The 25,012-nt window shown below is 36.1% G+C and carries 28 protein-coding genes; all 28 read left to right on the top strand.

Translation table 11 applies throughout. The features are described 5' to 3' along the window. Nucleotides 1–19 precede the first annotated feature (19 nt). The 28 genes from FFX44_RS08640 to FFX44_RS08505 all read left to right on the top strand — a co-directional run bounded on the left by FFX44_RS08640 (nucleotide 20) and on the right by FFX44_RS08505 (nucleotide 25,010). Complete coding sequence (locus FFX44_RS08640; RefSeq protein WP_289980018.1) at nucleotides 20–733, top strand: ATP-binding cassette domain-containing protein; 714 nt, start codon at nucleotides 20–22, stop codon at nucleotides 731–733. A gap of 118 nt (nucleotides 734–851) precedes the next feature. Continuing rightward, nucleotides 852–2,162: a methyl-accepting chemotaxis protein gene (locus FFX44_RS08635; protein ID WP_289980017.1), complete on the top strand. Its 1,311-nt coding sequence runs from the start codon at nucleotides 852–854 to the stop codon at nucleotides 2,160–2,162. 29 nt (nucleotides 2,163–2,191) lie between these two features. Continuing rightward, a complete protein-coding gene (locus tag FFX44_RS08630) occupies nucleotides 2,192–2,683 on the top strand; it encodes a chemotaxis protein CheW (protein ID WP_289980016.1) in 492 nt (163 codons plus the stop codon). Then, nucleotides 2,664–3,158 carry a chemotaxis protein CheD gene (locus FFX44_RS08625; RefSeq protein ID WP_289980012.1) on the top strand — a complete coding sequence of 165 codons (495 nt, stop codon included), beginning with the start codon at nucleotides 2,664–2,666 and terminating at the stop codon, nucleotides 3,156–3,158. The genes FFX44_RS08630 and FFX44_RS08625 overlap by 20 nt, the downstream gene beginning before the upstream one ends. Nucleotides 3,159–3,171: 13 nt before the next feature. After that, the gene (cheB, locus tag FFX44_RS08620; protein WP_289980010.1) at nucleotides 3,172–4,176 is read left to right on the top strand and encodes a chemotaxis-specific protein-glutamate methyltransferase CheB; all 1,005 of its coding nucleotides are present in this window, start codon (nucleotides 3,172–3,174) and stop codon (nucleotides 4,174–4,176) included. Between the two features lie 4 nt (nucleotides 4,177–4,180). Next, entirely contained in the window at nucleotides 4,181–4,954 is a 774-nt protein-coding gene (locus FFX44_RS08615) for a protein-glutamate O-methyltransferase CheR (RefSeq protein WP_289980006.1), read from the top strand. Between the two features lie 20 nt (nucleotides 4,955–4,974). After that, complete coding sequence (locus FFX44_RS08610) at nucleotides 4,975–7,029, top strand: chemotaxis protein CheA (RefSeq protein WP_289980005.1); 2,055 nt, start codon at nucleotides 4,975–4,977, stop codon at nucleotides 7,027–7,029. Next, on the top strand, nucleotides 7,029–7,616 hold the full coding sequence (locus FFX44_RS08605; protein WP_289980003.1) for a chemotaxis protein CheC: 588 nt from the start codon (nucleotides 7,029–7,031) through the stop codon (nucleotides 7,614–7,616). The genes FFX44_RS08610 and FFX44_RS08605 overlap by 1 nt, the downstream gene beginning before the upstream one ends. A 13-nt stretch (nucleotides 7,617–7,629) precedes the next feature. Continuing rightward, nucleotides 7,630–7,992 carry a response regulator gene (locus FFX44_RS08600; RefSeq protein WP_289980001.1) on the top strand — a complete coding sequence of 121 codons (363 nt, stop codon included), beginning with the start codon at nucleotides 7,630–7,632 and terminating at the stop codon, nucleotides 7,990–7,992. A gap of 20 nt (nucleotides 7,993–8,012) precedes the next feature. Then, a complete protein-coding gene (locus FFX44_RS08595) occupies nucleotides 8,013–8,405 on the top strand; it encodes a chemotaxis protein CheW (RefSeq protein ID WP_289980000.1) in 393 nt (130 codons plus the stop codon). Nucleotides 8,406–8,421: 16 nt separating this feature from the next. Beyond that, a complete protein-coding gene (gene fliM / locus FFX44_RS08590; protein ID WP_289979998.1) occupies nucleotides 8,422–9,420 on the top strand; it encodes a flagellar motor switch protein FliM in 999 nt (332 codons plus the stop codon). After that, entirely contained in the window at nucleotides 9,417–10,511 is a 1,095-nt protein-coding gene (fliY, locus tag FFX44_RS08585) for a flagellar motor switch phosphatase FliY (protein ID WP_289979997.1), read from the top strand. Before fliM ends, fliY begins: the two co-directional genes overlap by 4 nt. Before the next feature lie 91 nt (nucleotides 10,512–10,602). Continuing rightward, nucleotides 10,603–10,905 carry a flagellar biosynthesis anti-sigma factor FlgM gene (gene flgM / locus FFX44_RS08580; protein WP_289979996.1) on the top strand — a complete coding sequence of 101 codons (303 nt, stop codon included), beginning with the start codon at nucleotides 10,603–10,605 and terminating at the stop codon, nucleotides 10,903–10,905. A 1-nt stretch (nucleotide 10,906) separates the two neighbouring features. Next, the gene (locus FFX44_RS08575; protein WP_289979995.1) at nucleotides 10,907–11,266 is read left to right on the top strand and encodes a flagella synthesis protein; all 360 of its coding nucleotides are present in this window, start codon (nucleotides 10,907–10,909) and stop codon (nucleotides 11,264–11,266) included. A 12-nt stretch (nucleotides 11,267–11,278) separates the two neighbouring features. Next, entirely contained in the window at nucleotides 11,279–12,790 is a 1,512-nt protein-coding gene (gene flgK, locus FFX44_RS08570) for a flagellar hook-associated protein FlgK (RefSeq protein ID WP_289979994.1), read from the top strand. Nucleotides 12,791–12,795: 5 nt separating this feature from the next. Beyond that, nucleotides 12,796–13,719 carry a flagellar hook-associated protein FlgL gene (flgL, locus tag FFX44_RS08565; protein ID WP_289979992.1) on the top strand — a complete coding sequence of 308 codons (924 nt, stop codon included), beginning with the start codon at nucleotides 12,796–12,798 and terminating at the stop codon, nucleotides 13,717–13,719. A 647-nt stretch (nucleotides 13,720–14,366) separates the two neighbouring features. Further along, nucleotides 14,367–15,848 (top strand): transcription antiterminator, encoded by a 1,482-nt coding sequence (locus tag FFX44_RS08560; protein WP_289979991.1) that lies wholly within the window; start codon nucleotides 14,367–14,369, stop codon nucleotides 15,846–15,848. Continuing rightward, on the top strand, nucleotides 15,845–16,330 hold the full coding sequence (locus FFX44_RS08555) for a PTS sugar transporter subunit IIA (protein WP_289979990.1): 486 nt from the start codon (nucleotides 15,845–15,847) through the stop codon (nucleotides 16,328–16,330). The genes FFX44_RS08560 and FFX44_RS08555 overlap by 4 nt, the downstream gene beginning before the upstream one ends. Nucleotides 16,331–16,333: 3 nt before the next feature. Beyond that, entirely contained in the window at nucleotides 16,334–16,639 is a 306-nt protein-coding gene (locus FFX44_RS08550) for a PTS fructose transporter subunit IIB (RefSeq protein ID WP_289979989.1), read from the top strand. 26 nt (nucleotides 16,640–16,665) lie between these two features. After that, the gene (locus FFX44_RS08545) at nucleotides 16,666–17,757 is read left to right on the top strand and encodes a PTS fructose transporter subunit IIC (protein WP_289979988.1); all 1,092 of its coding nucleotides are present in this window, start codon (nucleotides 16,666–16,668) and stop codon (nucleotides 17,755–17,757) included. Nucleotides 17,758–17,774: 17 nt separating this feature from the next. Then, on the top strand, nucleotides 17,775–18,635 hold the full coding sequence (locus FFX44_RS08540; RefSeq protein ID WP_289979987.1) for a class II fructose-bisphosphate aldolase: 861 nt from the start codon (nucleotides 17,775–17,777) through the stop codon (nucleotides 18,633–18,635). Between the two features lie 30 nt (nucleotides 18,636–18,665). Next, on the top strand, nucleotides 18,666–19,559 hold the full coding sequence (locus FFX44_RS08535) for a ketose-bisphosphate aldolase (RefSeq protein ID WP_289979986.1): 894 nt from the start codon (nucleotides 18,666–18,668) through the stop codon (nucleotides 19,557–19,559). 43 nt (nucleotides 19,560–19,602) lie between these two features. Then, nucleotides 19,603–20,469 carry an ROK family protein gene (locus FFX44_RS08530; RefSeq protein ID WP_289980082.1) on the top strand — a complete coding sequence of 289 codons (867 nt, stop codon included), beginning with the start codon at nucleotides 19,603–19,605 and terminating at the stop codon, nucleotides 20,467–20,469. A 199-nt stretch (nucleotides 20,470–20,668) separates the two neighbouring features. Beyond that, nucleotides 20,669–21,244, top strand: coding sequence for a histidine phosphatase family protein (locus tag FFX44_RS08525; RefSeq protein ID WP_289979984.1), 576 nt, complete (start codon nucleotides 20,669–20,671; stop codon nucleotides 21,242–21,244). Between the two features lie 74 nt (nucleotides 21,245–21,318). Next, nucleotides 21,319–21,870 carry a helix-turn-helix transcriptional regulator gene (locus FFX44_RS08520; RefSeq protein ID WP_289979980.1) on the top strand — a complete coding sequence of 184 codons (552 nt, stop codon included), beginning with the start codon at nucleotides 21,319–21,321 and terminating at the stop codon, nucleotides 21,868–21,870. A 4-nt stretch (nucleotides 21,871–21,874) separates the two neighbouring features. After that, on the top strand, nucleotides 21,875–22,087 hold the full coding sequence (locus FFX44_RS08515) for a DUF3923 family protein (protein ID WP_289979978.1): 213 nt from the start codon (nucleotides 21,875–21,877) through the stop codon (nucleotides 22,085–22,087). 230 nt (nucleotides 22,088–22,317) lie between these two features. Further along, nucleotides 22,318–23,436, top strand: a complete 1,119-nt coding sequence (locus FFX44_RS08510; protein WP_289979977.1) for an NAD(P)-dependent alcohol dehydrogenase — start codon at nucleotides 22,318–22,320, stop codon at nucleotides 23,434–23,436. 311 nt (nucleotides 23,437–23,747) lie between these two features. Then, nucleotides 23,748–25,010, top strand: coding sequence for an MFS transporter (locus FFX44_RS08505; protein ID WP_289979976.1), 1,263 nt, complete (start codon nucleotides 23,748–23,750; stop codon nucleotides 25,008–25,010). Nucleotides 25,011–25,012 lie beyond the last annotated feature (2 nt).

Raw genomic sequence — 25,012 nt, 5'->3', positions numbered from 1 at the left:
GTAAGAGGTGAGACATCAATTGATAGAAGCGAGAAAAGTTTCAAAGATATATAAGGGGAAGATTCATGCTTTACAAAATATTAACTTTTCAATTAAGCAGGGTGAATTTGTCTATGTAATTGGTGCTAGTGGAGCAGGGAAATCAACCTTGCTGAAGCTTTTGTATCGTGAAGAAGAGCAAACTTCTGGAAGTATTAAGATAGGAAATACTTTTGTTAACCGAATCAATCATAAGCAGCTCTATCATTTAAGAAGACAGCTGGGGATTGTAATGCAAAATGACTTGTTCTTATCCAAACGCACAGTCTTTGAGAATGTTGCAGTGTGTGTTGCAGCTGTGAGCGATGCTAATGACAATGAGGTAATGGTGAGAACAAATGATGTCCTGGATGTTGTGGGTATGCTCAACAAGAGTGATAGAAAAATTAACGAATTATCAATTGGTCAGCAAAAGAGAGTAGCAATCGCTAGAGCAATTGTCAATTACCCAGCGATTGTTCTGGCTGATGAACCAACAGCAAACTTGGATTCAAAAGCTGCATTAGAAATAATGAAGCTTTTTTTTAAGATCAATAGTATGGGGACAACAGTCATTATGGCAACGCATGATAGTACTATGGTAAATACGGTGCGCGAAAGGGTACTCGAATTAAGCAGTGGGGAATTGATTAGAGACGAACAAGGCGGTGGATACACTAGATATCCTGATAATAAAGACGTGTATATCTGGTAATGAAGTCTTAATAATTTCAATAAATTTCCGATATGAAAAGTATAGAGTTGCGTAAGTTTTTAACTAATCTTGCTCGAATCTAAATATATGTTGTTCATGTCGGAAGGGGTATTAAGTAATGACCAAGAAAAGTTTAAAGAAAGTCCCTAAGAGAACCGTAAAGTTGAAAATAGGTGCATTTAAGCCAATTATTTTCACCTTGCTTGTATTAATTATTGCCTATTTAATGCTGGTTAGTGGGAGCACCGATACTGCGATCAGAACTAAATTTTTTATTTTTGCAGTAGTTGTATTGGTGTTGCACCTGATTCTGTGTGTTGCCTTGAATTATATTGCAGCAAACCCTTATAAGAGAGAGCTTGAATATGTCCATCAGAAAATCAATCAGGTTGTTTCAGGAGATTTCTCCAGCCTAGATGATCTGACACCATCAAAAAAAGACGATCCAGCGATTTCTAAAATAAAAGATGATGTGCACAGCTTTGCGAACACTTTTATGGCCGTAATCATTGGAATGAAAAGTGAAAGTACAAAAATGAGTGGAATGGCACAAAATCTTGTTAAGGTTCTTGAGGATGCAAATAGTTCGGTTGATGGTGTCAAAACAACAATGGGAAACATTTCGGAAGCTTCAGGTTCACAGGCTGCAGAAGCCGAACAGACATCGAATGACATGCAAGAACTCTCTAACAAAATAGAGAAAATATACAGTGAGATTGAATTAATGAATGGGTATGTTGAAGAATCAAAGGAGACGAATTCGAGCAACTCAACCATGATGGTTCAAGTATCAAGTAACTGGGAAGAAGAGCGCAAGGCACAAGCACAATTAGTTACAGAAATGGATGAAATGAATAAGGATATTCAGAGTATTGGCAATATTGTTGCATTGATCACGGATATTTCTGAACAGACAAACCTCCTAGCACTCAATGCCTCAATTGAAGCAGCAAGAGCAGGGGAAGCAGGACGGGGCTTTGCGATTGTAGCTGAAGAGGTCAGAAGTCTTGCAGAACAAAGTAGCGAGTCAACAAAGAATATTAGAGAGATAATCACACTGATCAGAAATAAATCAGAGCATATGGCCTCTTCTTTAAATATTTCATATGAGAGTGGAGAACAGCAAACAAATTATATTGGTCAAGCAATTAATTCAACTGAACAGATCTCAGTCATAGTCAAGAAATTTGTTGATAGTATTCAGAAAATCGAAAAAAATGTATCAGCAGTAATTGAAGAGAAAAACATGGTTGGTCATTCAGTGGAGAATATTTCTTCAGCCATTTCTGATACATCGGCAGGAACACAAGAAGTAACTGCAAATATTGAGGAGCTTCAGTTGAATGTTAAGGAATTTGAAAAGAATGTCAGAGAGATTGAAGATATTGCAGATGTTCTGAAATTCCAAGTGGATAGTTTTAAACTTTAAAAAGGTTAATTTAAGGGAGATGGCTTTAGATGGTGGATCAGTATATTGTATTTAAAAGTCATGAGCAGATGTTCGCATTGCCAGTAAGCATAGTGAAAAGAGTAGTAGAATCTCCAAAGTTTATTGTGCTTCCGGAGGTACCCGACTATGTGCTAGGTGCAGTCGAATATAATGATACGATGGCGCCAATTATTGATTTTAAAAATAAGCTTTTTGGTGAAAAAGTTGAGGACAGCCCAAGCTCTAAGGTTATTTTGTGCAATTGGCAAGATAATTCGCTAGGATTATTGATTGAGGAAATAGTTGGGATTACAGAACTGACTGAGACAGAGTATGAGACCGAGATTGAAAAGGCAAATTTAAAAAGAGGTTATGTGGACAAGTTTTTGAAGCTCAAGGATGATATTGTGATTTCAATTAATTTAGCATATCTTTTCAATAACAGGCAAGAAGATCAAATAATGGATGCACTTGAAGAGACTGCGTCAGAAGGTACTTTTGATGACAGTACTAGGGAATGAAATAAAAGTTGGGATTGCGGAATATAAGTTAGGAACGGAAACAGAAAAATTGATAACTGTCGGTTTGGGTTCTTGTGTGGGGACACTTATCTATGATAAAAAGACAAAAATCGGTGGATTAAGTCATATAATGCTTCCAGATAGTGTGCCATTTGAAAATAAAGGCATACTTAATAATGCAAAATTTGCAAATTTAGCAATTCCAGAAATGGTTTCACAAATTAAGAAAAAATCACCTAATGCAGATTTGACTGCCAAAATTGTTGGTGGAGCTAACATGTTTAATTTCAATAATGGTTCTGGTTTGAGCATTGGGCAACGCAATGTGTTAGCTGTCAAGAGTTCTTTAGCTAGTTTAAAAATCCCAATTATTGCAGAACATGTTGGCGGAAATAGTGGAAGAACAATGATAGTCGACTTGAAGGATTTTAATACAATGGTGAGAATTGTTAACCACGAAATCGTGTATATATAGAAAGACGGATTTTATGAATATTTTAGTTGTTGATGATTCAGCATTCATGCGAAAAGTAATTACGGACATTGTCGAAAAGCAAAATGACTTGCGTGTGACGGATACTGCAAGAAACGGTAAGCAAGCGATTGAATTGATTGAGCAGAATAATTATGACTTGGTGCTAATGGACATTGAGATGCCAACAATGAATGGATTAGAAGCACTTAAAATCATTCGGCGTACTAATGATGTTCCAGTAATTATCTTGAGTGCATTGAGTAAAAAAGAGAATACGATTGAAGCTTTAGCTACAGGAGCCACTGATTTTATTGAGAAGCCAAACAACTTAATGAGTCTAGAAAATGAATGGTTGGAGGAATTTTTAACAAAGGTTAGGGGAATTGATAGTGAAACAAGAAGTGATTTTGTTAGTAAAGTGAATCTTTTTGTAGGTGCAAAAACAATTGAAAATGATTTTAGTACTCTCAGAGCTGTGGTAATTGGTGCATCAACTGGCGGACCCAAGACACTGCTTAAAATAATCCGTTCACTAAATATTGCTACAAAGATACCGGTATTAATAGTCCAGCATATGCCTAAGGGTTTTACCACATCATTTGCTGAAAGACTGAATCAGGAAAGTAAAAGTGAAGTTGTTGAAGCAAAAGATGGACTTAAGATTGAGCCTAAGATATATGTTGCACCAGGGGATTTTCATATGATAGTCAGAAATGGCAAGATATCTTTGAATCAAGGACCCAAACAAAATGGGACAAGACCAGCTGTTGATAATTTATTTATTTCAGCTGCAGATACCTATAAAGAGCGGCTTGCAGGAATTGTTTTAACTGGAATGGGAAAAGACGGAACGATTGGTATGAGCAGAATAAAAGATTTTGGAGGCCATACAATTGCGCAAGATGAGCAGAGCAGTGTCATTTTTGGAATGCCACGTAGTGCGATTGAGGCAGGGGTTGTCGATGAGGTTTTAAGCTTAGAGGGAGTATGTCAGAGACTGCAACAGATGATTGGGTGAGAAGATGACACAGAATTTTATTTTCTTCAACAAATGGGTACAAGAAAATGTAGGAATTGATTTAGATAATTATAAAGAAAGACAAATGCAACGCAGAATAACAAATATTATGAATTCTACGGGTGCAAAAACGATTGAGGACTATGCACGCATTCTTGAGAAAGACCGAGATGCATATAATGCATTCGTAAAGCATATAACAATCAATGTCACAGATTTTTTTAGAAATAAAGAGATATTTGAGACATTCGAACGTTGTTTTATGCAAGAAGTGGTTCCACGATTCGAGCATATAAAGCTTTGGAGTGCTGCTTGTTCAACGGGTGCAGAGCCATACTCGTTAGCAATGATTTTGAATAAGAACAAAGTCAGAAACACTAGCATCCTTGCAACTGATATTGATGATAATATTCTAGCAAGGGCGAGACAGGGTGAGTATGCAAAAGCGGAGTTAACGAAGGTCGAACCCGGTGACTTGCTGAAGTACTTTAGTGAAATTGGACCCGATAGATATGCTGTAAACAAAGAGATTAAGAAATATGTTTCTTTTGAAAAGCAGGATTTATTGGGAACAAAATATCCTAAAAATGTTCAAGTAATAGTTTGTCGCAATGTCACTATTTATTTTAAGCTAGAGGCACGTGACGAAGTTTATCGAAAGTTTAGCGAAGCACTTAGTAAAGGCGGACTGTTGTTCACAGGAGCAACCGAAACAATAAATGAGCCCAGTAAGTTCAATCTTGAAAAAGTTGATACTTTTATATATAGAAAAGTCTAATGCGGAAGGAGATTTGATTAATGGACGACAATAGTGTATACCGTAATCTATTTTTTGAAGAAAGCGATGATAATCTTCAAAAATTAAATGATGATGTTCTGGAATTGGAAAGCGAGCCCCAAAATATAGATTTAGTCAATGAGATTTTTAGAGCAGCACACACTTTAAAGGGAATGTCTGCAACAATGGGCTACGATGTAATGACCAAGTTAACTCATAAGATGGAAAACCTTTTTGACTTTTTCAAATCTGGCAAATTAAAAGTCACAAGCGAATACATATCGTTGATATTTGAATGCTTGGATAAATTGTCACAATTGGTAGAGGATTTGCGCAATGATCAGGAGTTATCAGAAGACCAGATTAGCGAGTTACTAAAGAAATTAATTGATGTTGAAAAGAGTGTTAATGGCACAACGACTGAGGAAGTACACAATACGACCAGCAAGTCTGAAGAACTCACTACAGGATTAAATAACAGTGAAGATGCAGATATTGATGTTGTAAAAAAAGCAAGGTCACAAGGATATAATGCATTTGCGGTGGCAATTCGAATAGATAAAGAATCAATGCTTAAAGGCCCACGTGCATTCTTGATAATCGAACATCTGGAGCAAGAAGGCGACGTGATCTATACGGAACCTACTGCTGACTTACTTGAAAATGGTGAATTTGATACTGACTTCAAGTTGATTTATTTGACGAAGAGTACAAAGGAACAGGTTGAAGCAAATATTGATAGCAATAGCGAAATTGATACCTTTATCGTAGAAGAATTTGATAGTACAAAGGTTTTGAACGGTAAAGAACAGGTACAAACTACGGAAGAATCGCCAATCGCTAAACCAGCTGAAAATACACCAAAGAAACCTATGAAAGCAAAAGAAAAGAAAAATAGTACACCAAACAAACATCCAAGTGCTGCAAGAAATCAGTCAATCAGGGTTGATTTATCACGTTTGGATCTATTCTTGAATTTAGTCTCCGAATTGGTTGTTTACCGTAACCAACTGGATGATGCAAACAAAAGAAATGATGCAACTGAGGTCAAAGATTCATTAGAACAAGTCTCACGTTTGACTTCTGAATTGCAGGATTTGGTCTTAAAAATTAGGATGCAGCAAGTCAGTGTTGTTTTCAGCCGCTTTCCCCGCATGGTTAGGGATTTAGCGAGAGAGCTTGATAAGGATATGGAACTGGTAGTTGAGGGTGAAGAAACCGAGCTAGATAAGACTGTGGTTTCAGAATTGAGTGAACCTCTAATTCATCTATTGCGTAATTCGGCAGACCATGGGATCGAGAGTGCAGAAGTTCGGCAGAAATATGGTAAACCAGTAAAGGGCATAATCAAACTATCTGCATATCAAGAGGGAAATCAGGTCAATATTACACTCGAGGATGATGGTAAGGGACTTGATCCACAGGTCATGAAGGAAAGTGCAGAGAGCAAGGGAATTGATACAACAGGGATGACAGATGATGAATTAATTAATTTGATTTTTCACCCAGGTTTTTCAACTGCTAAGAAAATTACTAATATTTCTGGGCGCGGTGTAGGCTTAGATGCGGTAATGGCCAAGATCAGTGATTTGGGTGGATCGTTGGAGATGAAGACCGAACTCCATGTTGGTACCAGATTCTTAATCAAGTTGCCGTTAACGTTGTCAATTATTCAAGCATTGATGGTAAGAGTTGCTAACGAAAGTTTTGCAATTCCGTTGGACGTTGTTGAACGAGTTGTTGTAATCCAAGAAAAAGAAATAATTACTAGTATGGATAAGGAAGTAGTAGAGTACCAAGAGGGGTTGATTCCGGTCATTAGAGTAGACCAAGTCTTAGGTTTGACTAATGAAGAAAATGCCAAGCAATTTGCGATTGTTGTTAAAAGCGATAAGCAATATTTTGCAGTATTGGTGAATGAATTGATTGGGCAACAAGAAATTGTAATTAAGAAAATCGATATCATTATTCAAAAACTTAATAAGTTTCAGGGTGCAACAATCTTTGGAAATGGTTCAATTGCTCTTATTCTGGATGTCAATGCTATTTGCCAAGGCAAGCCGGTTGAAAGCTAATGGAATATACTGACATTGAATTAGATGCAATAAGAGAAATCATAAATATTGGTGGCGGCAATGCAGCAACAAGTATTTCAAAACTTATTAACCAAAAAATCAATATGCATGTTCCCGAAATCAGTTTTTTAAGTTATCATGAACTATACAAAGAAATGTATGCTGAAGATGAAGAGGTCCATGCTACTATTAGTAATTTTAAGGGCGATTACAAAGGGGTCTTTCTTCTAATAATCCCGGATAAATCGATTAAAAAATTGGTTAAGTTATTGTTGGGTGGAAACTCGACATCAAATGAATTGGAAATATCAGCGATTAGTGAATTAACCAACATAGTAACCAACTCCTTTCTAAGTGCGATTGAAGGATTATTGAATGCAGAAATACAATCATCAGTGCCACGAACACAGGAAGATTATTTTGGTGCTATTATCAGTAGTTCTTACTTAGCATTGGAACACTATGATGATCAAATAATGATTATGAGAAACGAATTTATATATGCAGATGAAAAAATTGATTCATCGTTATTTTTAATTCCAGAGCAGGGTGTTTTGAATAAAATGGTAGAGTCTTTACGAGTTTGAAAGGAGCAATAAAATGGCAAAAAGAGTCTTAATCGTTGATGATGCGGTTTTTATGAGAATGAAATTGAGGGATATCCTAGAAAAAAATGGTTATGAAGTTGCAGAAGAAGCTGAAAATGGACAAGATGCGTTTGACAAGTATCAAGCTGCAAAACCAGATTTAGTTACAATGGATATTACTATGCCCGAAGTTGATGGAATTGAATCTCTAAAATTAATTAAGAATTTTGATGGTAATGCAAAAGTTGTAATGTGCAGTGCAATGGGGCAACAGGGAATGGTTATGGAAGCAATTCGAGCAGGAGCAGTTGACTTTATTGTTAAGCCTTTTGATACAGATCGAGTTATCAAGGCTTTAGACAAGGCACTATCTTAAACGTTAGGAGATGTTGGGCTGTGCAAATGATTCTCTTCAAAATGAACCAGCAGAATTTTATGGTTTCAGCGGAGTCCGTTGAAGAAGTAATAGATACTGTGGAGATAACAGGAATACCATTAGCACCCAAGTGGGTACAGGGATTGATAAACTTGAGAGGCAGCGTCTTGACAGTGATAGGGTTGGCAGAACTGATTGATTTACCGCCAATTAAGAAGAAAATGAATATCTTGATAATGAAGAACGAGGATAATCGTAAAGGATTATTGATAGATGAAGTGTTGAAGGTCATTGATATTGAACAGGGACAAATTCAACTTGAAAGCACTTCGGATAAGAAATATTATATTGGTGCGACAACTGTTGAGGAAAATGTAGCAAGTGTTATAGAGATAAATCAACTGATTTTTTGATAAGTGAGGGATCAAAGTGGATCAAGTATTGACACAACAAGAAATTGATTCTCTGTTGAACGCAATGAACAACGGTGAAATCGTAGAAGAAAAAATTGAAAAAGAAGAAGAACTCAAAGTAAAGAGCTATGATTTCAGAAGACCGACAAAGCTGTCTAAAGAGTATGTCAATACGTTGCACATGATTTTCGAAGACTTTTCTAAGGTCAGTAGTAATGTTCTCTCAACACTCTTGCGGGCAAATATTAATCTTAATTTGGCATCTATTGAGCAGGTCAGTTATGATGAATTTATTCATTCGGTTCCACGATTTACTTTGTTAGGTCTATTCCATTCTGAACCGTTAAAGGGAATTCAGATTCTAGAGATGAATCCACAGTTATGTATGATGATAGTGGAACTGCTTTGTGGAGGAGTGGATATTGGCAAGCAAGAGAATGTTTTTGTAAAGGGTAAGGATACTTTTACAGATATTGAATTGACACTTCTAAAGGAAATTGTTGTTGAGATGACAAAAATTTATGAAAATGTTTGGAAAGATATTATTGAATTACAGACTGAATTTGATGAGTTGGATAGTAACCCACAGTTGCTTCAAAATATGTCGCCAAATGAGCCAGTTGTGATGATAACATTTACTGTTAGAATAGGTGAGGTTGACAGCTTTATTAATATTTGTGTCCCATATGTATTCTTTGAAGGACTCACAGATAAATTAAGTTTTCACAATTGGTTTGACTCAAATCAGGAATATAGTGCAAATGATGAGCGCAAGTTAAAAGAGAGCATGAACAATATTGGTCTTGATTTACAAGTAGTTCTTGGAGAGTCGGAGCTGGAATTATCCAACTTTCTGCACTTAGAGCCAGGAGATATTTTGAAGCTAGGTAGTAAGATTAACGAGCCGCTTGATTCATATGTTGAAGGCAGTCCGTATTATAGTGTCAAATTAGGTAAGAAAAATAATCAGATTGCTGTAGAATTAATCGACAAGTTAGAGGGGGAGACTCAATGAGTGACAGTCTATCACAAGAAGAAATTGATGCAATGATGGCAGGAGCAGCGACAAATGATACTACTGAAGTGAAAAGCGATATTGATGAGAAAACAAAACAAGATGTTATTGGAGAAGTAGGCAATATATCAATGTCTCAGGCAGCAACGACCCTGTCATCTATTTTAAATAAACGTGTGAGCATAACTACTCCAAGAGTAGAATCGACAAAGTTTGGTGCTATTTTAGATGCTATAAGTACACCCAAGGTTTCAACTGTCGTAGGTTTTAAGGAAGGATTAGTCGGTTCAAATCTGTTACTTCTTGAGGTTAAAGATGCAATTGTAATTGCAGATTTAATGATGGGAGGAGACGGAAAGCCTGAAAATAAACAGTTTACTGATTTGGAATTAAGCGCAGTCGCGGAAGCAATGAACCAAATGATTGGTTCGGCATCGACATCTATGGCAACCATGATAAACCGTAAGGTTGATATTTTACCACCAAATGTCAAGTTATGGGAAGATCCAGAAGCCGTTCACTATGATAATCTTGATAGTAATGCTGATGTATATCGCATTTCATTTTCATTATCCGTTGAGGGTTTAATTGAAAGTGAAATTATGCAGATTTTCACTGCGGATATGGTGGAAGATATCTCAAAGGCAATGCTTTCCGATAAGGCAACGACAGTTAGGAATGATGAGCAAACTGCTGTTGAGCCGGTTGCTGAAGTGAGCAAGAAATCAGCAACAAAGGCAGTTCCGCAGCAAGAAGAACCTGCCGTAGGGAAAACTGTTGAGGTAAGCAAACCAGAATTTCAGGTACTAAATGATGAACGAAAGGCCGAAGGTGACAACCTGGATTTATTATTGGATGTGCCGTTAAACCTGAGTGTTGTGTTGGGCAGAAGTGAGAAGAAAGTGCGTGATATATTATCTTTTGGGACAGGATCTGTTATTGAATTAGACCGCTTAACCGATGAGCCACTTGAGATATTACTTAATGGGAAGCCGATTGCAACTGGTGAGGTTGTCGTAATCAATGAGAACTTCGGTATTAGAATTACGAATATTTTATCACCTACGCAAAGAATAAATCGTCTTAAATAGATTGAAAAAAGTTAAACGAAAGTGGTTTAACTTTTTTTTGTTGTGCCGATATTAAATATATGATACTTTTTTATGGAAGGAGTTGGGTATTTTGAAGATAGAAGGCTATCAAGGAACCAATAATATATATGGCGATCAAGCTGCTAAGTTCACGAAAAATACACAGTTAGCCGCAAGTAAAAATCAAACTAATAAGAACTCAACTGAAGAATCAACAAGTGTTGAATTATCAGAGCGGGCACAGCAGATAATGCAAGGTCAGGTTGAACCTGAGATTGACTTGAAGAAAGTTGCAAGTCTCAAGAGTGCAATCAATAGTGGGAATTACAAGATTTCGGCAGATGATATTGCTAAACGGATGATGGCGCAAGTGGACATGCAAAAGGAAGATTAGTATGCAAACAAAAGAATTTGAGCGGCATTTAGGAAACTTTGTTAAGCTGTTAAAAAAAGAAAAGGACTATCTAATTAAAGATGACGGAGAGAGTCTCACAAATCTGCTGCCAGAAAAAGAAGTCTTTGTGAAGGTCTTAGAAGGTTATCAAGGAAATATTTCTGAAAAGGTACGCGAATTGATTACTGTAATTAAGACGCAGCAGGAGGAGAACATGCTGCTTACAAGACAGGCAATTGGTTATCAAGAGATGCTGATGACGGCCGTTAAAAAAAATCTTAGCAGTCCGGCTGGTACGTATTCGAAAGGCGCGCAAGTATATGCACAGCCGCGTACTAACTTTGTTGATGAAGAAATTTGAGAGGTAATAAAAATGGCAGGGTTGTTTGGAACATTAAATAATGCAACGAGCGGATTAAGTGCAAATCAGGTTGCACTGCAGACGAGCAGTCACAATATCGCGAATACCAGTACTGATGGATATTCTCGTCAACGAGTCGACCTAGAGACAAACAGTGCATATACGGTTCCAGGTGTTGGAACGCTTGGTACAGGTGTGAAATCAGCAGGTGTTGAAAGAATTGTCGATGATTTTGTTCGTGGACAGATTCGCAATGCCAACTCTAATTACCAATTTGCAACAGAAAAGTCAGATGTCTTAGGTGATTTGGAGAATGTCTTCAACGAGCCTTCTGATAATGGATTGCTGACGCAATTATCAACACTGACAAGCAGCTGGACAGGGCTTTCCAATAACCCAGAATCTGATACTGCTAAAACGTTAGTCGCGGAAAATGCTAGCACTTTTGCAGATACATTGAATAGTATGGCAAATGATATTAGTAGTCTTAACAGCAGTACAGTCCAAAGTGTGAATAAGAATGTGCTTGATTTCAATAATAAGGTCGAACAGCTGCAGAATTTGAACGAGCAAATTTACAATATGTCTAGCAGAGGTGAATCTCCTAATGATTTATTGGATACAAGAGATTCGGTCTTAAAGGATTTGTCTGGCTTAGCCAATATAACCACTACGACTGATAATTATGGGCGTGCGTTTGTTCAGCTTGATGGGCAAGATGTATTGACCAGTACAAATATGTCAACATTGAGTGTGGTTACTACAAGTACTGCAAGCGGGTCAACGTTAGCAGTTGGGGGCGATAGTAGTGATGTAGGTACGACGGATACCCAATACGCAGTGGGAACGGTCGTACTATCTAACTCCGCCGAATCTACAGATTATCAGAAACTAAATGTTTCTTCAGGAACCATTGGCGGTCTGCAAGCAGCAATCGGGGAAACTCAGGATCGTTTACAAGATTTGAATGATTTTGCAGAAACGATTGCTAAGACAACAAATATGGTATATACGAACGGATCCTCAAGTACTACAGGGTTCTTTAATCTTGGAACAGGAGATAACTATGCAGCAAATATCACACTCAGCTCGGATGTTAGTAATAATGTTACAGGTATCAGTGCTGGTAAGACGACTGCATCAGGGGATGGAACTAAGGCTGCTGCAATTGCAGCATTAGCAGGCACAAAACTCGATTTCCCTGTTTCTGACACAGAACTTGCAACATATGACAGCACTTCGATGAGCTTTACCAGCAGTCAAACAGGGTCGACTTTTGCAAATGAGTTCAATAATACTGTCACTAAGAATGGTATTTCTAAACAATCAGCCGATAACACTGCAACTGCACAACAGAGTGTCTTAACACAGCTTGAAGAAAAGGACGCATCTGTCTCGGGGGTATCATTAAATGAAGAAATGTCGAATATTATTAAGTACCAACAAGGTTTTCAGGCAAATGCACGTTTGTTATCAGTTGTCTCGGAAATGTTGGATACTTTAATTAATAATACTGGAGCGTGAGCAATATGAGAATTTCTAGCAGTATGGTCTATAGCGATTTTTTATCCAATCTTTCTATTAATTCTAATAAGGTGCAGAACACAATGAGCCAATTATCAAGTTCTAAATTGGTTAACAAGTCTTCGGATGATCCGCTTGCTGCTTCGCAAATAATGAATTTGAAGGACTTGATTTCACAAAACGAGAGTGATTCATCGACTATTTCGGATTCACTGACATGGACTAAAACGCAAGACTCGGCCTTAGGTGATGTTAATACAGCGATGTTGCGAATTAAAACATTGATTCAGTCCTCCGCCAATAGCACAGCTGATAGTGATGAATTTAAAGCAAATAAAGATGAAATTCAGCAAAATATTGAAAGTATTGTTGATTCACTGAATACAAATTATGGTGGTAAATATATTTTTGCAGGGCAAAATACAACGACCCAACCATTTTCAGTTGAAAAAGATGACAATGGTGATATTACGGGAATCAAGTATAGTGGAACAACGGATAATTTGAGTCGTGAGGTGTCTAAAGGAACAACTGTTAGCTTGGTAACTGATGGGAGTCAGTTTTTAGATGAATCAGGAACAACGGCGGAGCCAAAGAATTTGGGAACATTTTTCAATGATCTAGTCACAGCATTAAATAATGGTGATACTACCTCTTTGTCAAATGGCATAATGACTAAATTCGAAGATTATCGCCAAAATTTTGTTAACGTCAGATCTAAGTTAGGAGCACTTGAAAACCGGCTAACCTCTGTACAATCACGTAATGAGACAGAAAATACTAATTTGACAGATAGCTTATCAGACAAGCAAGATGTAGATGTTGCTTCGAAATATGTTGAGTATACTAGCCAAATGGCAACATACCAAGCGACTTTGGCAATGGGTACAAAAGTAATGCAGACATCTGTTATGGACTATATGAAGTAGTTTTTTGATGGTTAAAAATAATAATCGTATTTGTCATATTTATAGTGAAACGGGGATTGGGTCAAAAGTTAAATTTTGATCTGGTTTCTTTTTTATCCCAGGTAAACGTGTTCTATAAGTTAAAGTTCATCATCTAACTTTGAATTACTCATAGCAAAGTATTCAAATTTTTCTGATCTATAGCACACTTCTTATGTGTGATTATTGGAATAAAACACTATGGAATTGACCCAAGTTAAGTGTTTCAAGCAAGGACAGCAGTTAAAGATATACTTGGTTTTCTGGATTAGTGAGTAATAACTTTAGTACATTAATCTTTGATTATTTGCCAATTTTTTGTTGCTGGATAAATAATTTTATACAGAACTTAGAAGCTATACTGCTTCGAGTTCTATTTTTTTACTCTTATAAAAATTAGGTTGGGTCGAGTTAAATCTTGAGCTAGTCTTAATTATAAATTGCGAATAAATGTGTTTCATAAGTTTAGAATTGCGCATAGTAAAGGGCATGCTATAGTTTTACTGTGGCAATCTTAGTGAGCAATAAAAACGCTATTAGTAAAAAGTGACAGGTACTAGTGACATTGTTATGATAACGCTTACATCGGAATGAGATAAACTAATAATTGTAAGGAAGTAGGTGAATATATGACTTTTGAGGAAAGGAAACAATCCCTGCTTGAATTTCTAAGTCAACAAGATAATTACTTGTCTTCTGGAACCATTGCTAAAAAGCTTAAAATTTCTAAAAGAACCATAATACGGTATGTAGATAAAATTAACAGAGATTGTGATAATAACAAATTGATTATTTCCGAAAAAGGAAAGGGATATCGTCTAGATTATGATAAGTATCTTGAAGAAAAATCTAATACGAAACAAATTAGTGATTTTTCTCCAGTTGAACGACGCAATGAAATTTTGTTGAAGCTGTTAATGAAATCACCAAGAAAAATAAGTGTGGATTATCTTTTTGAAAAATTTTATGTGAGTGAAGCGGTTATGAATGGTGATTTAACTTTTATTAAGTCACAGTTGAGTAAATATAAAATCAGCATAATTCGACAAAATCGTTTTGTGGGAGTAATGGGTAATGAATTGGCAATTCGGAGAGCACTCTTACGATATGTGCCTCGAATAAATGATATTGATGAGGAGTTGCTGAACAAAGATTTTTCACTATTAAACAAATATGACATGAGATTTGTGGTTGAACAATTCCATTCAATTGAAGAACAGTTAAATTCTATAATTCCCTATCCGTACAATATTAATATTTTTTCCCACTTATGTATTTTAATAAATCGATATCGCAGTGGAATTGAGGTTTCTTCTGATGATAGTGATTTTGATATCAATGGTCAAAAAAATACGATTGAAGCGAATGGTTATTTGTACCAAATTTCTAGTAAATTAATAAATAATTTTTCAAGTTATTTAGGCCATGAATTACCAAATCAAGAAAAATATTATTTACTGCAGTATTTAATTTCATCCCGCCTTTTTTCCAACTCCGAGAATGAACCTAATTATTCGGATGAGGTCGAAAAGATAACTCATCAAATTATTGAGACAGTTTTGGATAATTATAAGGGCAGTATCAGCACTACTAAGTTAAAAATAGAATTAATTAATCATATAAAGCCATTGTTAAATCGTATAAAAAATAAAATTTTTGTTAGTAATAGATTATTGCCGGATATCAAAAATGAATATTCTGAAATTTTTGAGATTGTTAAAATCGCTGTCAATAAGATTTTCATTCAATATTTTGGAGAAACTTTATCTGACGATGAGATTGGATTTATTACTCTTTACTTTGCTAAAGCTGTTGAACAAGAGATTAAATCATTATGTGTTTTAATCATGTGTGCAAGTGGAGTGGGAACTTCAGAACTTTTAAAGGTAAAAGTTCATCGTGCTTTTCCAAATTTAAAAATAGAAGATGTGGTTTCATTGAGACAATATCGGAAAAACTCCGAAAATTATGATAAGCAAATTGACTTAATAATTTCTTCCATTGTTCTTAACGAAGTTGTTGGTAAGCCGTCAATATTGGTAAGTGCTATGTTTAATAAAAATGATCAAAAAAATGTAGAGAGATTAATTAGGGAGCTGAAAAATAAATGAAAAATGAAAATGTGGATTTTAATATCTCTGATGTTATTACAACAGAATTAATTTCAGTTGATCTGAGAGCGGATACAAAGAAAGAGGCCATTGAAGAATTAACTGAATTATTAGTTATTAAAGGAGATGTTACGGATCGTCAAGCCTTTATTGATGATGTGGTGCTTCGGGAGTCAGAAGGTATTACTGGTTTGGGGCAAGGAATTGCAATTCCGCATGGGAAATCCCAAGCTGTTAAGAACACTTCTTTAGCAATCGGCATTAGCCAGCATGGTATAGAGTGGGAGTCTTTGGATGATGAACTGGTAAGTGTAATTATTTTATTTGCGGTGAAAGATACTGATGCTAATACACTGCATATCCGCTTATTACAAAAAGTAGCAATTTTATTAGCAGATGATAATTTTATTACAAAACTTCATGAAATTAAAGATAAGGAAGAATTAATTAAGTTACTAAATAGAAAAACCAAGGAGGTATAAGTTATGAAAATTGTTGGGATTGCAGCATGCACATCTGGGATTGCACATACGTATATTGCGCGCGAAAAAATTATGAAAGCAGCACAAGAATTAGGCTATGAAATTCATATGGAGACTCAAGGTACGATTGGTACAGAAAACAAATTGACAGCGGAACAAATCAAAGAAGCTGATTTTGTTCTCTTGGTGATTGATATAAAAATTGGAGGGAGTGAACGTTTTGCCGGTAAAAGAGTCGTAGAAGTGCCGACGAACACTGCAATTAAGGCACCTAAAAAATTGCTCCAAACTATTATAGACAAGTTGTAAATATTGCAAATAGGAGGCGGGTAAAAATGTTAAAAAAAATGCAACTTAGGAAACACGCTATGACGGCTATCTCGTATATGTTACCACTGGTGGTTGCTTCCGGGTTATTGATTGCTATTGGTAACTTAATGGGTGGTTCAGTGATTACGAAATTTACAGGCAATTATTCTGTTGCTTCAACATTTACGACTTTAGGTGTTTGGGGAATGGGACTGTTAGCACCTGTCATTTCAGCGGCCATTGCATATTCCATTGCAGATCGACCGGGGATTGCACCAGGTTTATTAAGCGGTATTATTTCTTATAACATTGGTGCTGGGTTTCTGGGTGGAATGTTAGGAGGGTTCTTAACAGGTTGGGTAGTTTTACTTCTAGTTAAGTATATAAAAGTTCCAAAATGGGCTGAGGGCTTGGTTCCAATGATGATTATTCCATTACTTGCATCAATAGTTATGGGGATAGTAATGTTCTTCATTGTGGGGCAACCGATAGTCTGGGCAACTAACGCATTAACTTCGTTTTTGAATAGTATGCAAGGTTCAGCACGTTTCGCATTTGGTGCTATTTTAGGAGGGATGGCAGCATTTGACTTTGGAGGACCAGTTAATAAAGTTGCATCTCTATTTGCAGATGGGTTGTTATTGCAGGGGGTTAAACAACCTGAAGCAGTCAAAATTTTGGCTTCAATGGTTCCTCCTTTTGGGGTTTCACTTTCTTGGGTATTTTCTAGGGTCTTCAAGCGTAAAATTTATACCTTAGAAGAAGAAGACAATATAAAGATTGCATTTCCAATGGGAATTGTCATGATTACTGAGGGTGTTATCCCATTGGCAGCAGTTGATTTGATTCGCATGGTGGCCTCATGTTCAATAGGTGCTGCAATTGGTGGCGGCTTGTCAATGTCCTGGGGAGTTGAAAGCCCAGTACCTTCGGGTGGTCTATTCATTGTACCTGCAATGAATAAACCAGTGCTGTTCTTGGTAGCACTACTAATTGGTTCTTTAGCTACGGGAGTCATTTTATTTCTTTGGAAAAGAAGGGTTCCAGAGGAGCAAGGGGGTACTGTGAGAAGTGACGAAGAGGAGGAAATTAATTTAGATGATATCAAAATTAGTTAACGGAAGGGAGCCTGAAAATGTATGTATCAATGAAGAGCATGTTAGATAAGGCTAATAGGAATGATTATGCGGTGCTGGCAATTAATTGCTTTAACTTAGAAAGTGCGTATGCAACGATTCTTGCTGCGGAAGAAAAAAATGCCCCGATTATAATTGATTTGTTAATGGAGCATCTACAAAAACATATTAGGGCAGAATATGTTTTACCAAGTGTCATTAAAATGGCCGAAACAGCCAAAGTTGATGTTGCCATAAATTTGGACCATGGCAAGTCTAAGGAATATGTACTAAAGAGTATCGCTGCAGGCTTTTCAAGTGTAATGATTGATGCTGCAGAATATGGCTATAGTAAAAATGTACAAATAACTAAAGAAATAGTGAAAGCTGCAAGTATGTGCAAGGTGAGTGTAGAAGCAGAAATGGGCAATATGGGGACGGTATCTGGGGAAAAGCTTACACAAGCTAATATGTATACAGATCCTGAAAAAGCTATCAAGTTTATTCAAGAAACAAATGTAACCGCTTTAGCTATCTCGTTTGGATCAAGCCATGGAATTATGCCTGAAAATTTTGTTCCAAAATTTGATTTCAGTATTATTGAAAAAATAAAGAAAGCAACCCATATTCCTTTAGTGCTACATGGAGGATCAGGTTGTGGCACTAAAAATATCAAAAAGGCGATCTCGCTTGGCATCAATAAAGTGAATGTTGGTTCTGATGTCATGAAAGCCCAAGCTGATTCGATTTTTGAACAACAAGAAAATGAACGCAACCGCGAATATGTTGATTTAATGACAAATACAATTTTTGCAGCTAAGGAGATGGTGCAAAGCTATATCGAAATTTCTGGATCAACTAACCAAGCCGCAATAAGATAATAAACTATAAAAACTAAGGAGATATAAACTATGCTATTAAATATGAATCAGATGCTCGCTGTTGCTAAAAAAAATCACTTTGCAGTCGGTGCTTATAATGTCTCAAACGCTGAATTATTAAAATCAGCAGTTGAACAATGTGAAGCTGATAATGCTCCTGCAATTATTGCCGTTCACCCCACTGAAATGGCATATGCAAAGGATGACTTTTTCGCTTATGTATTACAACGAATCAAGAACAGCAAGGTTCCGTTTGTTTTACACCTAGACCATGGTGATACTATCAATAATGTTGCTCGTGCGATTCATAATGGCTTTAGTTCAGTAATGATTGACGGTTCACTAGCCACTTGGGAAGAAAATGTAGCTATTACTAGAAAAACGGTTGATATGTGTCATTTGGTTGGAGTATCAGTTGAAGGAGAGTTAGGAACGATTGGCCAAACAGGTAATCATATAGAAAAGCATTTACAAAATGGTATTTATACGCAACCTGAAGATGCTAAAAAATTTGTTGAAGAAACAGGTGTGGATACATTAGCAATTGGAATTGGGACAGCGCATGGAATTTATCCTTCAGATGTGACTCCGAAAATTCGGATTGATATCTTAAAAGATATAATGGCAGTTGTTAATAATCCGTTAGTATTGCATGGTGGTTCGTCAAATCCAGATGAGCAAATTGCTGAAGCTGTTAAGACTGGTATTTCTAAAGTCAATATTTCTTCGGATTATAAATATGCATTCTTTAAGAAGGCACGTGAAGTATTGAGTAGTGATGAAGGCTGGGATCCAAATAATTTATTCCCAGTATGTATTGTTGAAGCTAAAAAGGTTGTTCACCATAAAAATGCGTTGTTTAATGCAATTGGGAAAGCAGAACTATATAAAGACCTCGATCCGTGGCGAGCAGAGTATCTATAGTCTGTGTGACCAACTTAGATAAATTCTATCTAGAGAAAGGAAAATTATGATAGGAGCAATTGAGGCAGGGGGAACAAAATTTGTTTGCGCTGTAGGTAACACGGTAGGAGAAATTCGTGAGAGTGTCAAATTTTCAACTAGAGGACCCCAAGAGACACTCAATGATGTAATAGACTTCTTCAAAAATAAAGAAATTGATGGATTAGTAATCGGTTCTTTTGGACCAGTAGTCATTAATAAATTTAAGAATGACTATGGTTGCATTAAAGACACTCCTAAATTATTATGGAAGAATTTCAATCTTGTATTGTATATCAAAAAATATCTGAAGGTTGAAATCATTTTGACAACGGATGTTAACATTGCGGCCTACGGAGAATATGTGTTTGGTAATGGTAAAGGGTATAAAAATATTTTCTATTCCACAATTGGAACTGGGATCGGCGGAGGGTTCATTCAGAATGGAAATATTTTTTCAGGAGATTCGCACTTAGAATCAGGGCATATCCTTTTGCCTAAAGAAAGCGAGGATCTTGATTTTAAGGGTGTTTGTCCATATCATGATGGCTGCTTTGAAGGGCTTGCTTCAGGGCCATCAATTGAAGCACGCCTTGGTAAGGAAGGCTTTGAAATTAAGAAGGATAATCCAGTTTGGGATTTATTAGCAAGATATATTGCTAAAGCCTGTGTGAACTATACGTTAACATTATCACCCGATATTTTGATTTTTGGTGGAAGTGTCTCTAGTCAGCAACAACTGTATCCTAAAGTTAGGAAATATTTTTTAAGAGACATGAATAATTATGTCGATATTATAGATGTAGACAAATATATAATTCCGGCAAAACTCGGTAATGATGCAGGAATTAAAGGCTGTCTGGCGTTTGGTAGAACAAGATTTGCAAGATAATTTGAGATTAGATATCCTGGATAGTAAATTATAGAGCTGGATCAAAAGTTAAATTTTGATCTGGTTTTTTTATTCCAGATAAACGTGTTCTATAAGTCAAAATTTATCTACTTATGGTACATTTTCTTGTTGATTGTTGCGTATATCTGGTATTCAGAATATAATTTTTTAAATATTAGTTTTTACAAAGGAGAATTATATGCTAACAAATATATATTTTGTTCGTCATGCATTGCCAGATTATTCTTGGGCAGATGATGCAACGATGTCATTAACTCAAGTAGGAAGAGATGATTCTTTAGCGGTACTTGATTCGCTTAAGAATATCTCTTTTGACTTTTGTATCTCAAGCCCCTACAAGAGAACTTTACAGACAATTGAACCACTAGTTTCTGAAAAAAAGCTTAAAGTACACACAGACGAATGCTTAAAAGAAAGGGTTCGCGGTGATATTGGCGAAAATGGGGATATGCTACTTAAAAAAAGATGGGAAAACTTTGATTTCCATGAAAAAAACGGCGAATCAATGAATAGTTTACAGCAAAGAAATATGAAGGTACTTAGTAAGATTCTTGAACAGCATCAAGGAGAAACTATATTATTTTCAACTCATGGAGCTGCCTTAAGTGCTATGCTTAATCATTTTGATAATGGATTTGGATATTCAGATTTTATCAGACTACAGTATTTTACTCCGTATGTGTTGAAAATAAGCTTCGATGAGAGTAGTAAGATTGTTGATAAAAAGGAAGTTTTAATTATAGACAAGAAATAAGAGTATAACAGCGATGACAGGATGTCTGTCTTGCTATTAGAATAGAGACACGTTAATTTTGAGGAGGAGTATGTATGGTTGTAGCCAAGATATCAGAACTCTTAAAGTATAAGCGACAAGAAAATGGACTCACTCAAGCTGCTGTTGCCAAAAAATTGCATGTTTCACGTCAAGCAGTCTCTAATTGGGAAACTGGGAGACACTTACCAGATGTTATACTGATAAAAAAATTGGCGAATATTTACGGAATTACAACGGATGAACTAATTAGTGGAGGAGATAAAGAAAAGGTTGAAAAAAGTAATTCTACTGCAACTTTGCTTTATCCGTTGCTGTTGTTAGTAACATTAATCACCAGCAGATTGACTATAGCTTCAAATTCACGGGCATTGTTAATAATGGACGGATTGATCTTGTTAAGCATCATGCTAGTTTTTTTAACTAAGTTCGCAGATAGTAAAATACAAATTTTAATGCGGATATTTAGTCTAACCGTATTTTTAAGTTGTACATTTATTAATGATATTTTAAATAATTTTAGTTTTCAAACTACAACTTTTATAAACAGCCTAATTCTATTATGGCAATTGTTTAGTACATACTACTACCAAAAAAGGAGTAGTTAGCGATATGAAATTAAAAATGTGGTGGTTGAGTAACTTAATTTGGTTACTAATTTTTGGCGTGCTGAGTTTTATTTTGATGACGAGAAGGATTGATGGTTCGGGCGCAGTTCAAACGCCAAAGACAAGAGTAGTTTCTTTGATTGTTTTAGCAGTCTTTTTTATAGTTGTAGCAATAATACAGTTAGTTATCTTGATATTTGTTAAGAGAAAAAGATAAAGTGTGTTAGATTCTTTGTGATACAAATAACTAATTTTTAATAATTATTTATATTAAGTTAGTAGCTAGATTATGCATTGTATTTTCAGCATTAATTTGAAGTTTAGTGATTTACAATATGTAAATTTGTTATTTAACAGATGTAGATTTGTCATTGAAAGCGCTTGTTCTATGGATATAATAAAGCTGGATAGTTAAATAATTCACTAATTCAAGGAGGGATAAGTATCATGAAAATCAGTGCAGCAGTAGTTAATAAGGTTGGTGACCCGTTTGTAATCAAGAATAATATTGAACTAGCAGATATGGGGCCGACAGATTTACAAATCAAGGTGATAGCAAGTGGAATTTGTCATTCAGATGAGGCAATACGTAAGGGGGATGCTTCCTTAGGCTATCCTGTAATTTTAGGGCATGAAGGTGCCGGAATTGTTGAAAAGATTGGTTCACAAGTACAAGATTTTACAATTGGTGACCATGTAGTGTTATCATTTTATTCTGATGGCACATGTGACAATTGTTTGAAAGGAATACCCACGCAATGTCGCAGCTATGCCAAGTATAATTTGAGTGGAGTACGCGCAAATGGGACTGATCACTTCCTTAAAGATGGCAAGCATATTAGTGATATGTTTAACCAGTCATCTTTTACAACACATACGGTTGTGAATCAACGCAATGCAGTTAAGGTTGATAAAAAGCTTGATTTGCGTAAACTTGGACCTTTAGGTTGTGGTTATGTAACTGGTAGTGGTACTGTTTTTAATACTTTGAAGCCAAGACCAGGGCAAACAATTGCCGTTTTTGGCACTGGCGCAGTTGGGTTGGCAGCGATGATGGCAGGAAAAATTTCTGGGTGCACAAAAGTGATTGCGGTAGATGTTGTACCAGAAAGGCTTAAGTTAGCCAAAGAACTTGGTGCAACTCAGGCAATCAATAGTAAGGAGGAAGACCCAGTCGCAGCCATTCAAAAGTTAACGAATGGTTACGGGGTGGACTTTACTGTTGACACAACAGGAATTGAATCTGTTATGTTACAAGCAATTAATGCGCTAGCACAAGGTGGAACAACTGCTTTGATTGCAGTAACTGCAAATAACATTACAATGAGTTCTTGGAATGACTTGTGTACTTCTGATCGTAAAGTTGTCGGTGTCAATATGGGTGATTCGATTCCGCAAATTGATGTTCCACGGTTGATTGAATTTTATAAATTAGGGATGTTTGACTTTGACAAGACCGAAAAGTTCTACAAATTTACTGATATTAATCAAGCAAACAATGACTCAGTTATGGGAAAGACAATTAAACCCGTTTTGGTTATTGATGAGGAGTATCAACCAGAATAATTAATGAGGCTAAGTTACTCATGATTTAAGAAAACCTATACAATAAGAACATATTTATACGGAATAAATAGAGGAACTGAATCAAAATTTAAATTTTGATCCAGTTTTTTTGAGGGGAAAATTCTGATGGAATATAGCTACGGGAAAATTTACCTTGCTAAGAGTGATTATCTTAGATTATTTTTCCAGTTTTTAATTATGTATATATGACATAAAAAGACTGTCTTTTTGATATTGTAAACGGATACATTCAATGGTGTAATCTATTTGTATACAAAATGGATATCCGAAAAATGACAAGGGGTGGCAGCATGGCAAAAGAAAGTTCAAATGGGTCAACTTGGGCTGTATCGTTAACCAATTTTCTGGATTCTGGATCAATTGTAGCGGGTGCATCGGGTTTAACACTATGGCAAAAATCTTTTGGATTATCTGATTTTGATGTTGGATTGTTGGGGGCTCTAAGTGCAAATGCATTTGGGTCAGCGTTAGGTGCAATTATTGGTGGAAGACTTTCAGATAAGTATGGACGAAAGATGATTTATACCTATGACATGTTGATTTATATGTTAGGAACATTAATAGTCGTTTTTTCAGTTAATTTTCCAATGCTTTTACTAGGCTTTTTAGTAACAGGTATCGCAGTTGGTGCAGGAGTTCCTGCTTCGTGGACATACATTGGGGAAACCTCAGGTGACACTAATCGGGCTCATAATATCGGTATCTCACAATTTGCATGGTCAATGGGACCAGTAATTATTTTTATATCAGGTACCTTATTGGCTCCACTAGGCCTATTGGGGAGTAGATTACTTTTTGCTTTCTTGACAGTAGTAGCTTTTATTGCATGGAATTTACAAAAAAAGTTACCAGAATCACAGGATTGGATCAATCAAAAGAAAAAAGAATTGGGATCGCCAGTTGAGAATCATCCCTACCGTGATCTTTTTGCCAATATGATATCAGTTAAAAGTATTCTATTCTTATGTGGGGTTTACGTATTCTGGAACTTAGTTGCAGGTGCGATGGGATTCTTCATGCCATTCGTATATGAAACAGTAGGTGGATTGAATAATACGCAAGCAAATATGTTACAAGCAGTATTATGGATTTTCACAGCCCTTGCTGGATACTTCGGCTTTGCCCTTTTAGGAGATAAAGTTAATCATCGCTCATTCTTCTTCATAGGTGCAAGCATGGCAGTGATTTCATGGGTAATTCTAACATATATTGGTTTTGGTTGGTTAGCATTGTTGGCGTTTGTTATCATTTGGGGAATTTCAGCTGGAATTGGAGCTCAAGCATGGTATGCACTATGGGCTGTTGAATTGTTCCCTACTAAGTATCGGGCTGGTTCGCAAGGATTTATGTTCTTCATTGTTCGTGGGACAGCAGGAATATGGTCAATTGTATTTCCAATTATTTTATCTTCTTTAGGTTTTAAAATTGCAGGAACTGCAATGATTATTTTGCTTCTGGTATCGTTAATTGTTGGAATCTTATGGACACCTAAAACACGTGGTAAAACTTTATCACAAATTACAAAAGAACGTTATGGTGACAAACAAGAATAAAA

Origin of the sequence: Lactobacillus sp. UCMA15818, assembly GCF_030400225.1 — a bacterium.
Taxonomy (GTDB): Bacteria; Bacillota; Bacilli; order Lactobacillales; family Lactobacillaceae; genus Liquorilactobacillus.
The sequence above is the reverse complement of the archived record's forward strand: the minus strand, read 5'-3'. Positions and strand labels throughout refer to the sequence as shown.

Excerpts from the sequence above, each read along its gene's own strand:
- FFX44_RS08525 (WP_289979984.1), top strand. The coding sequence starts at position 20,669 with ATGCTAACAAATATATATTTTGTTCGTCATGCATTGCCAGATTATTCT.
- FFX44_RS08605 (WP_289980003.1), top strand. The coding sequence starts at position 7,029 with ATGGAATATACTGACATTGAATTAGATGCAATAAGAGAAATCATAAAT.
- FFX44_RS08540 (WP_289979987.1), top strand. The coding sequence starts at position 17,775 with ATGTATGTATCAATGAAGAGCATGTTAGATAAGGCTAATAGGAATGAT.
- FFX44_RS08545 (WP_289979988.1), top strand. The coding sequence starts at position 16,666 with ATGTTAAAAAAAATGCAACTTAGGAAACACGCTATGACGGCTATCTCG.
- FFX44_RS08630 (WP_289980016.1), top strand. The coding sequence starts at position 2,192 with ATGGTGGATCAGTATATTGTATTTAAAAGTCATGAGCAGATGTTCGCA.
- FFX44_RS08555 (WP_289979990.1), top strand. The coding sequence starts at position 15,845 with ATGAAAAATGAAAATGTGGATTTTAATATCTCTGATGTTATTACAACA.
- FFX44_RS08515 (WP_289979978.1), top strand. The coding sequence starts at position 21,875 with ATGAAATTAAAAATGTGGTGGTTGAGTAACTTAATTTGGTTACTAATT.
- flgK (WP_289979994.1), top strand. The coding sequence starts at position 11,279 with ATGGCAGGGTTGTTTGGAACATTAAATAATGCAACGAGCGGATTAAGT.
- FFX44_RS08560 (WP_289979991.1), top strand. The coding sequence starts at position 14,367 with ATGACTTTTGAGGAAAGGAAACAATCCCTGCTTGAATTTCTAAGTCAA.
- flgL (WP_289979992.1), top strand. The coding sequence starts at position 12,796 with ATGAGAATTTCTAGCAGTATGGTCTATAGCGATTTTTTATCCAATCTT.
- FFX44_RS08575 (WP_289979995.1), top strand. The coding sequence starts at position 10,907 with ATGCAAACAAAAGAATTTGAGCGGCATTTAGGAAACTTTGTTAAGCTG.
- FFX44_RS08535 (WP_289979986.1), top strand. The coding sequence starts at position 18,666 with ATGCTATTAAATATGAATCAGATGCTCGCTGTTGCTAAAAAAAATCAC.
- FFX44_RS08600 (WP_289980001.1), top strand. The coding sequence starts at position 7,630 with ATGGCAAAAAGAGTCTTAATCGTTGATGATGCGGTTTTTATGAGAATG.
- FFX44_RS08635 (WP_289980017.1), top strand. The coding sequence starts at position 852 with ATGACCAAGAAAAGTTTAAAGAAAGTCCCTAAGAGAACCGTAAAGTTG.
- FFX44_RS08610 (WP_289980005.1), top strand. The coding sequence starts at position 4,975 with ATGGACGACAATAGTGTATACCGTAATCTATTTTTTGAAGAAAGCGAT.
- FFX44_RS08505 (WP_289979976.1), top strand. The coding sequence starts at position 23,748 with ATGGCAAAAGAAAGTTCAAATGGGTCAACTTGGGCTGTATCGTTAACC.
- FFX44_RS08510 (WP_289979977.1), top strand. The coding sequence starts at position 22,318 with ATGAAAATCAGTGCAGCAGTAGTTAATAAGGTTGGTGACCCGTTTGTA.
- FFX44_RS08520 (WP_289979980.1), top strand. The coding sequence starts at position 21,319 with ATGGTTGTAGCCAAGATATCAGAACTCTTAAAGTATAAGCGACAAGAA.
- fliY (WP_289979997.1), top strand. The coding sequence starts at position 9,417 with ATGAGTGACAGTCTATCACAAGAAGAAATTGATGCAATGATGGCAGGA.
- FFX44_RS08615 (WP_289980006.1), top strand. The coding sequence starts at position 4,181 with ATGACACAGAATTTTATTTTCTTCAACAAATGGGTACAAGAAAATGTA.
- FFX44_RS08550 (WP_289979989.1), top strand. The coding sequence starts at position 16,334 with ATGAAAATTGTTGGGATTGCAGCATGCACATCTGGGATTGCACATACG.
- cheB (WP_289980010.1), top strand. The coding sequence starts at position 3,172 with ATGAATATTTTAGTTGTTGATGATTCAGCATTCATGCGAAAAGTAATT.
- FFX44_RS08625 (WP_289980012.1), top strand. The coding sequence starts at position 2,664 with ATGACAGTACTAGGGAATGAAATAAAAGTTGGGATTGCGGAATATAAG.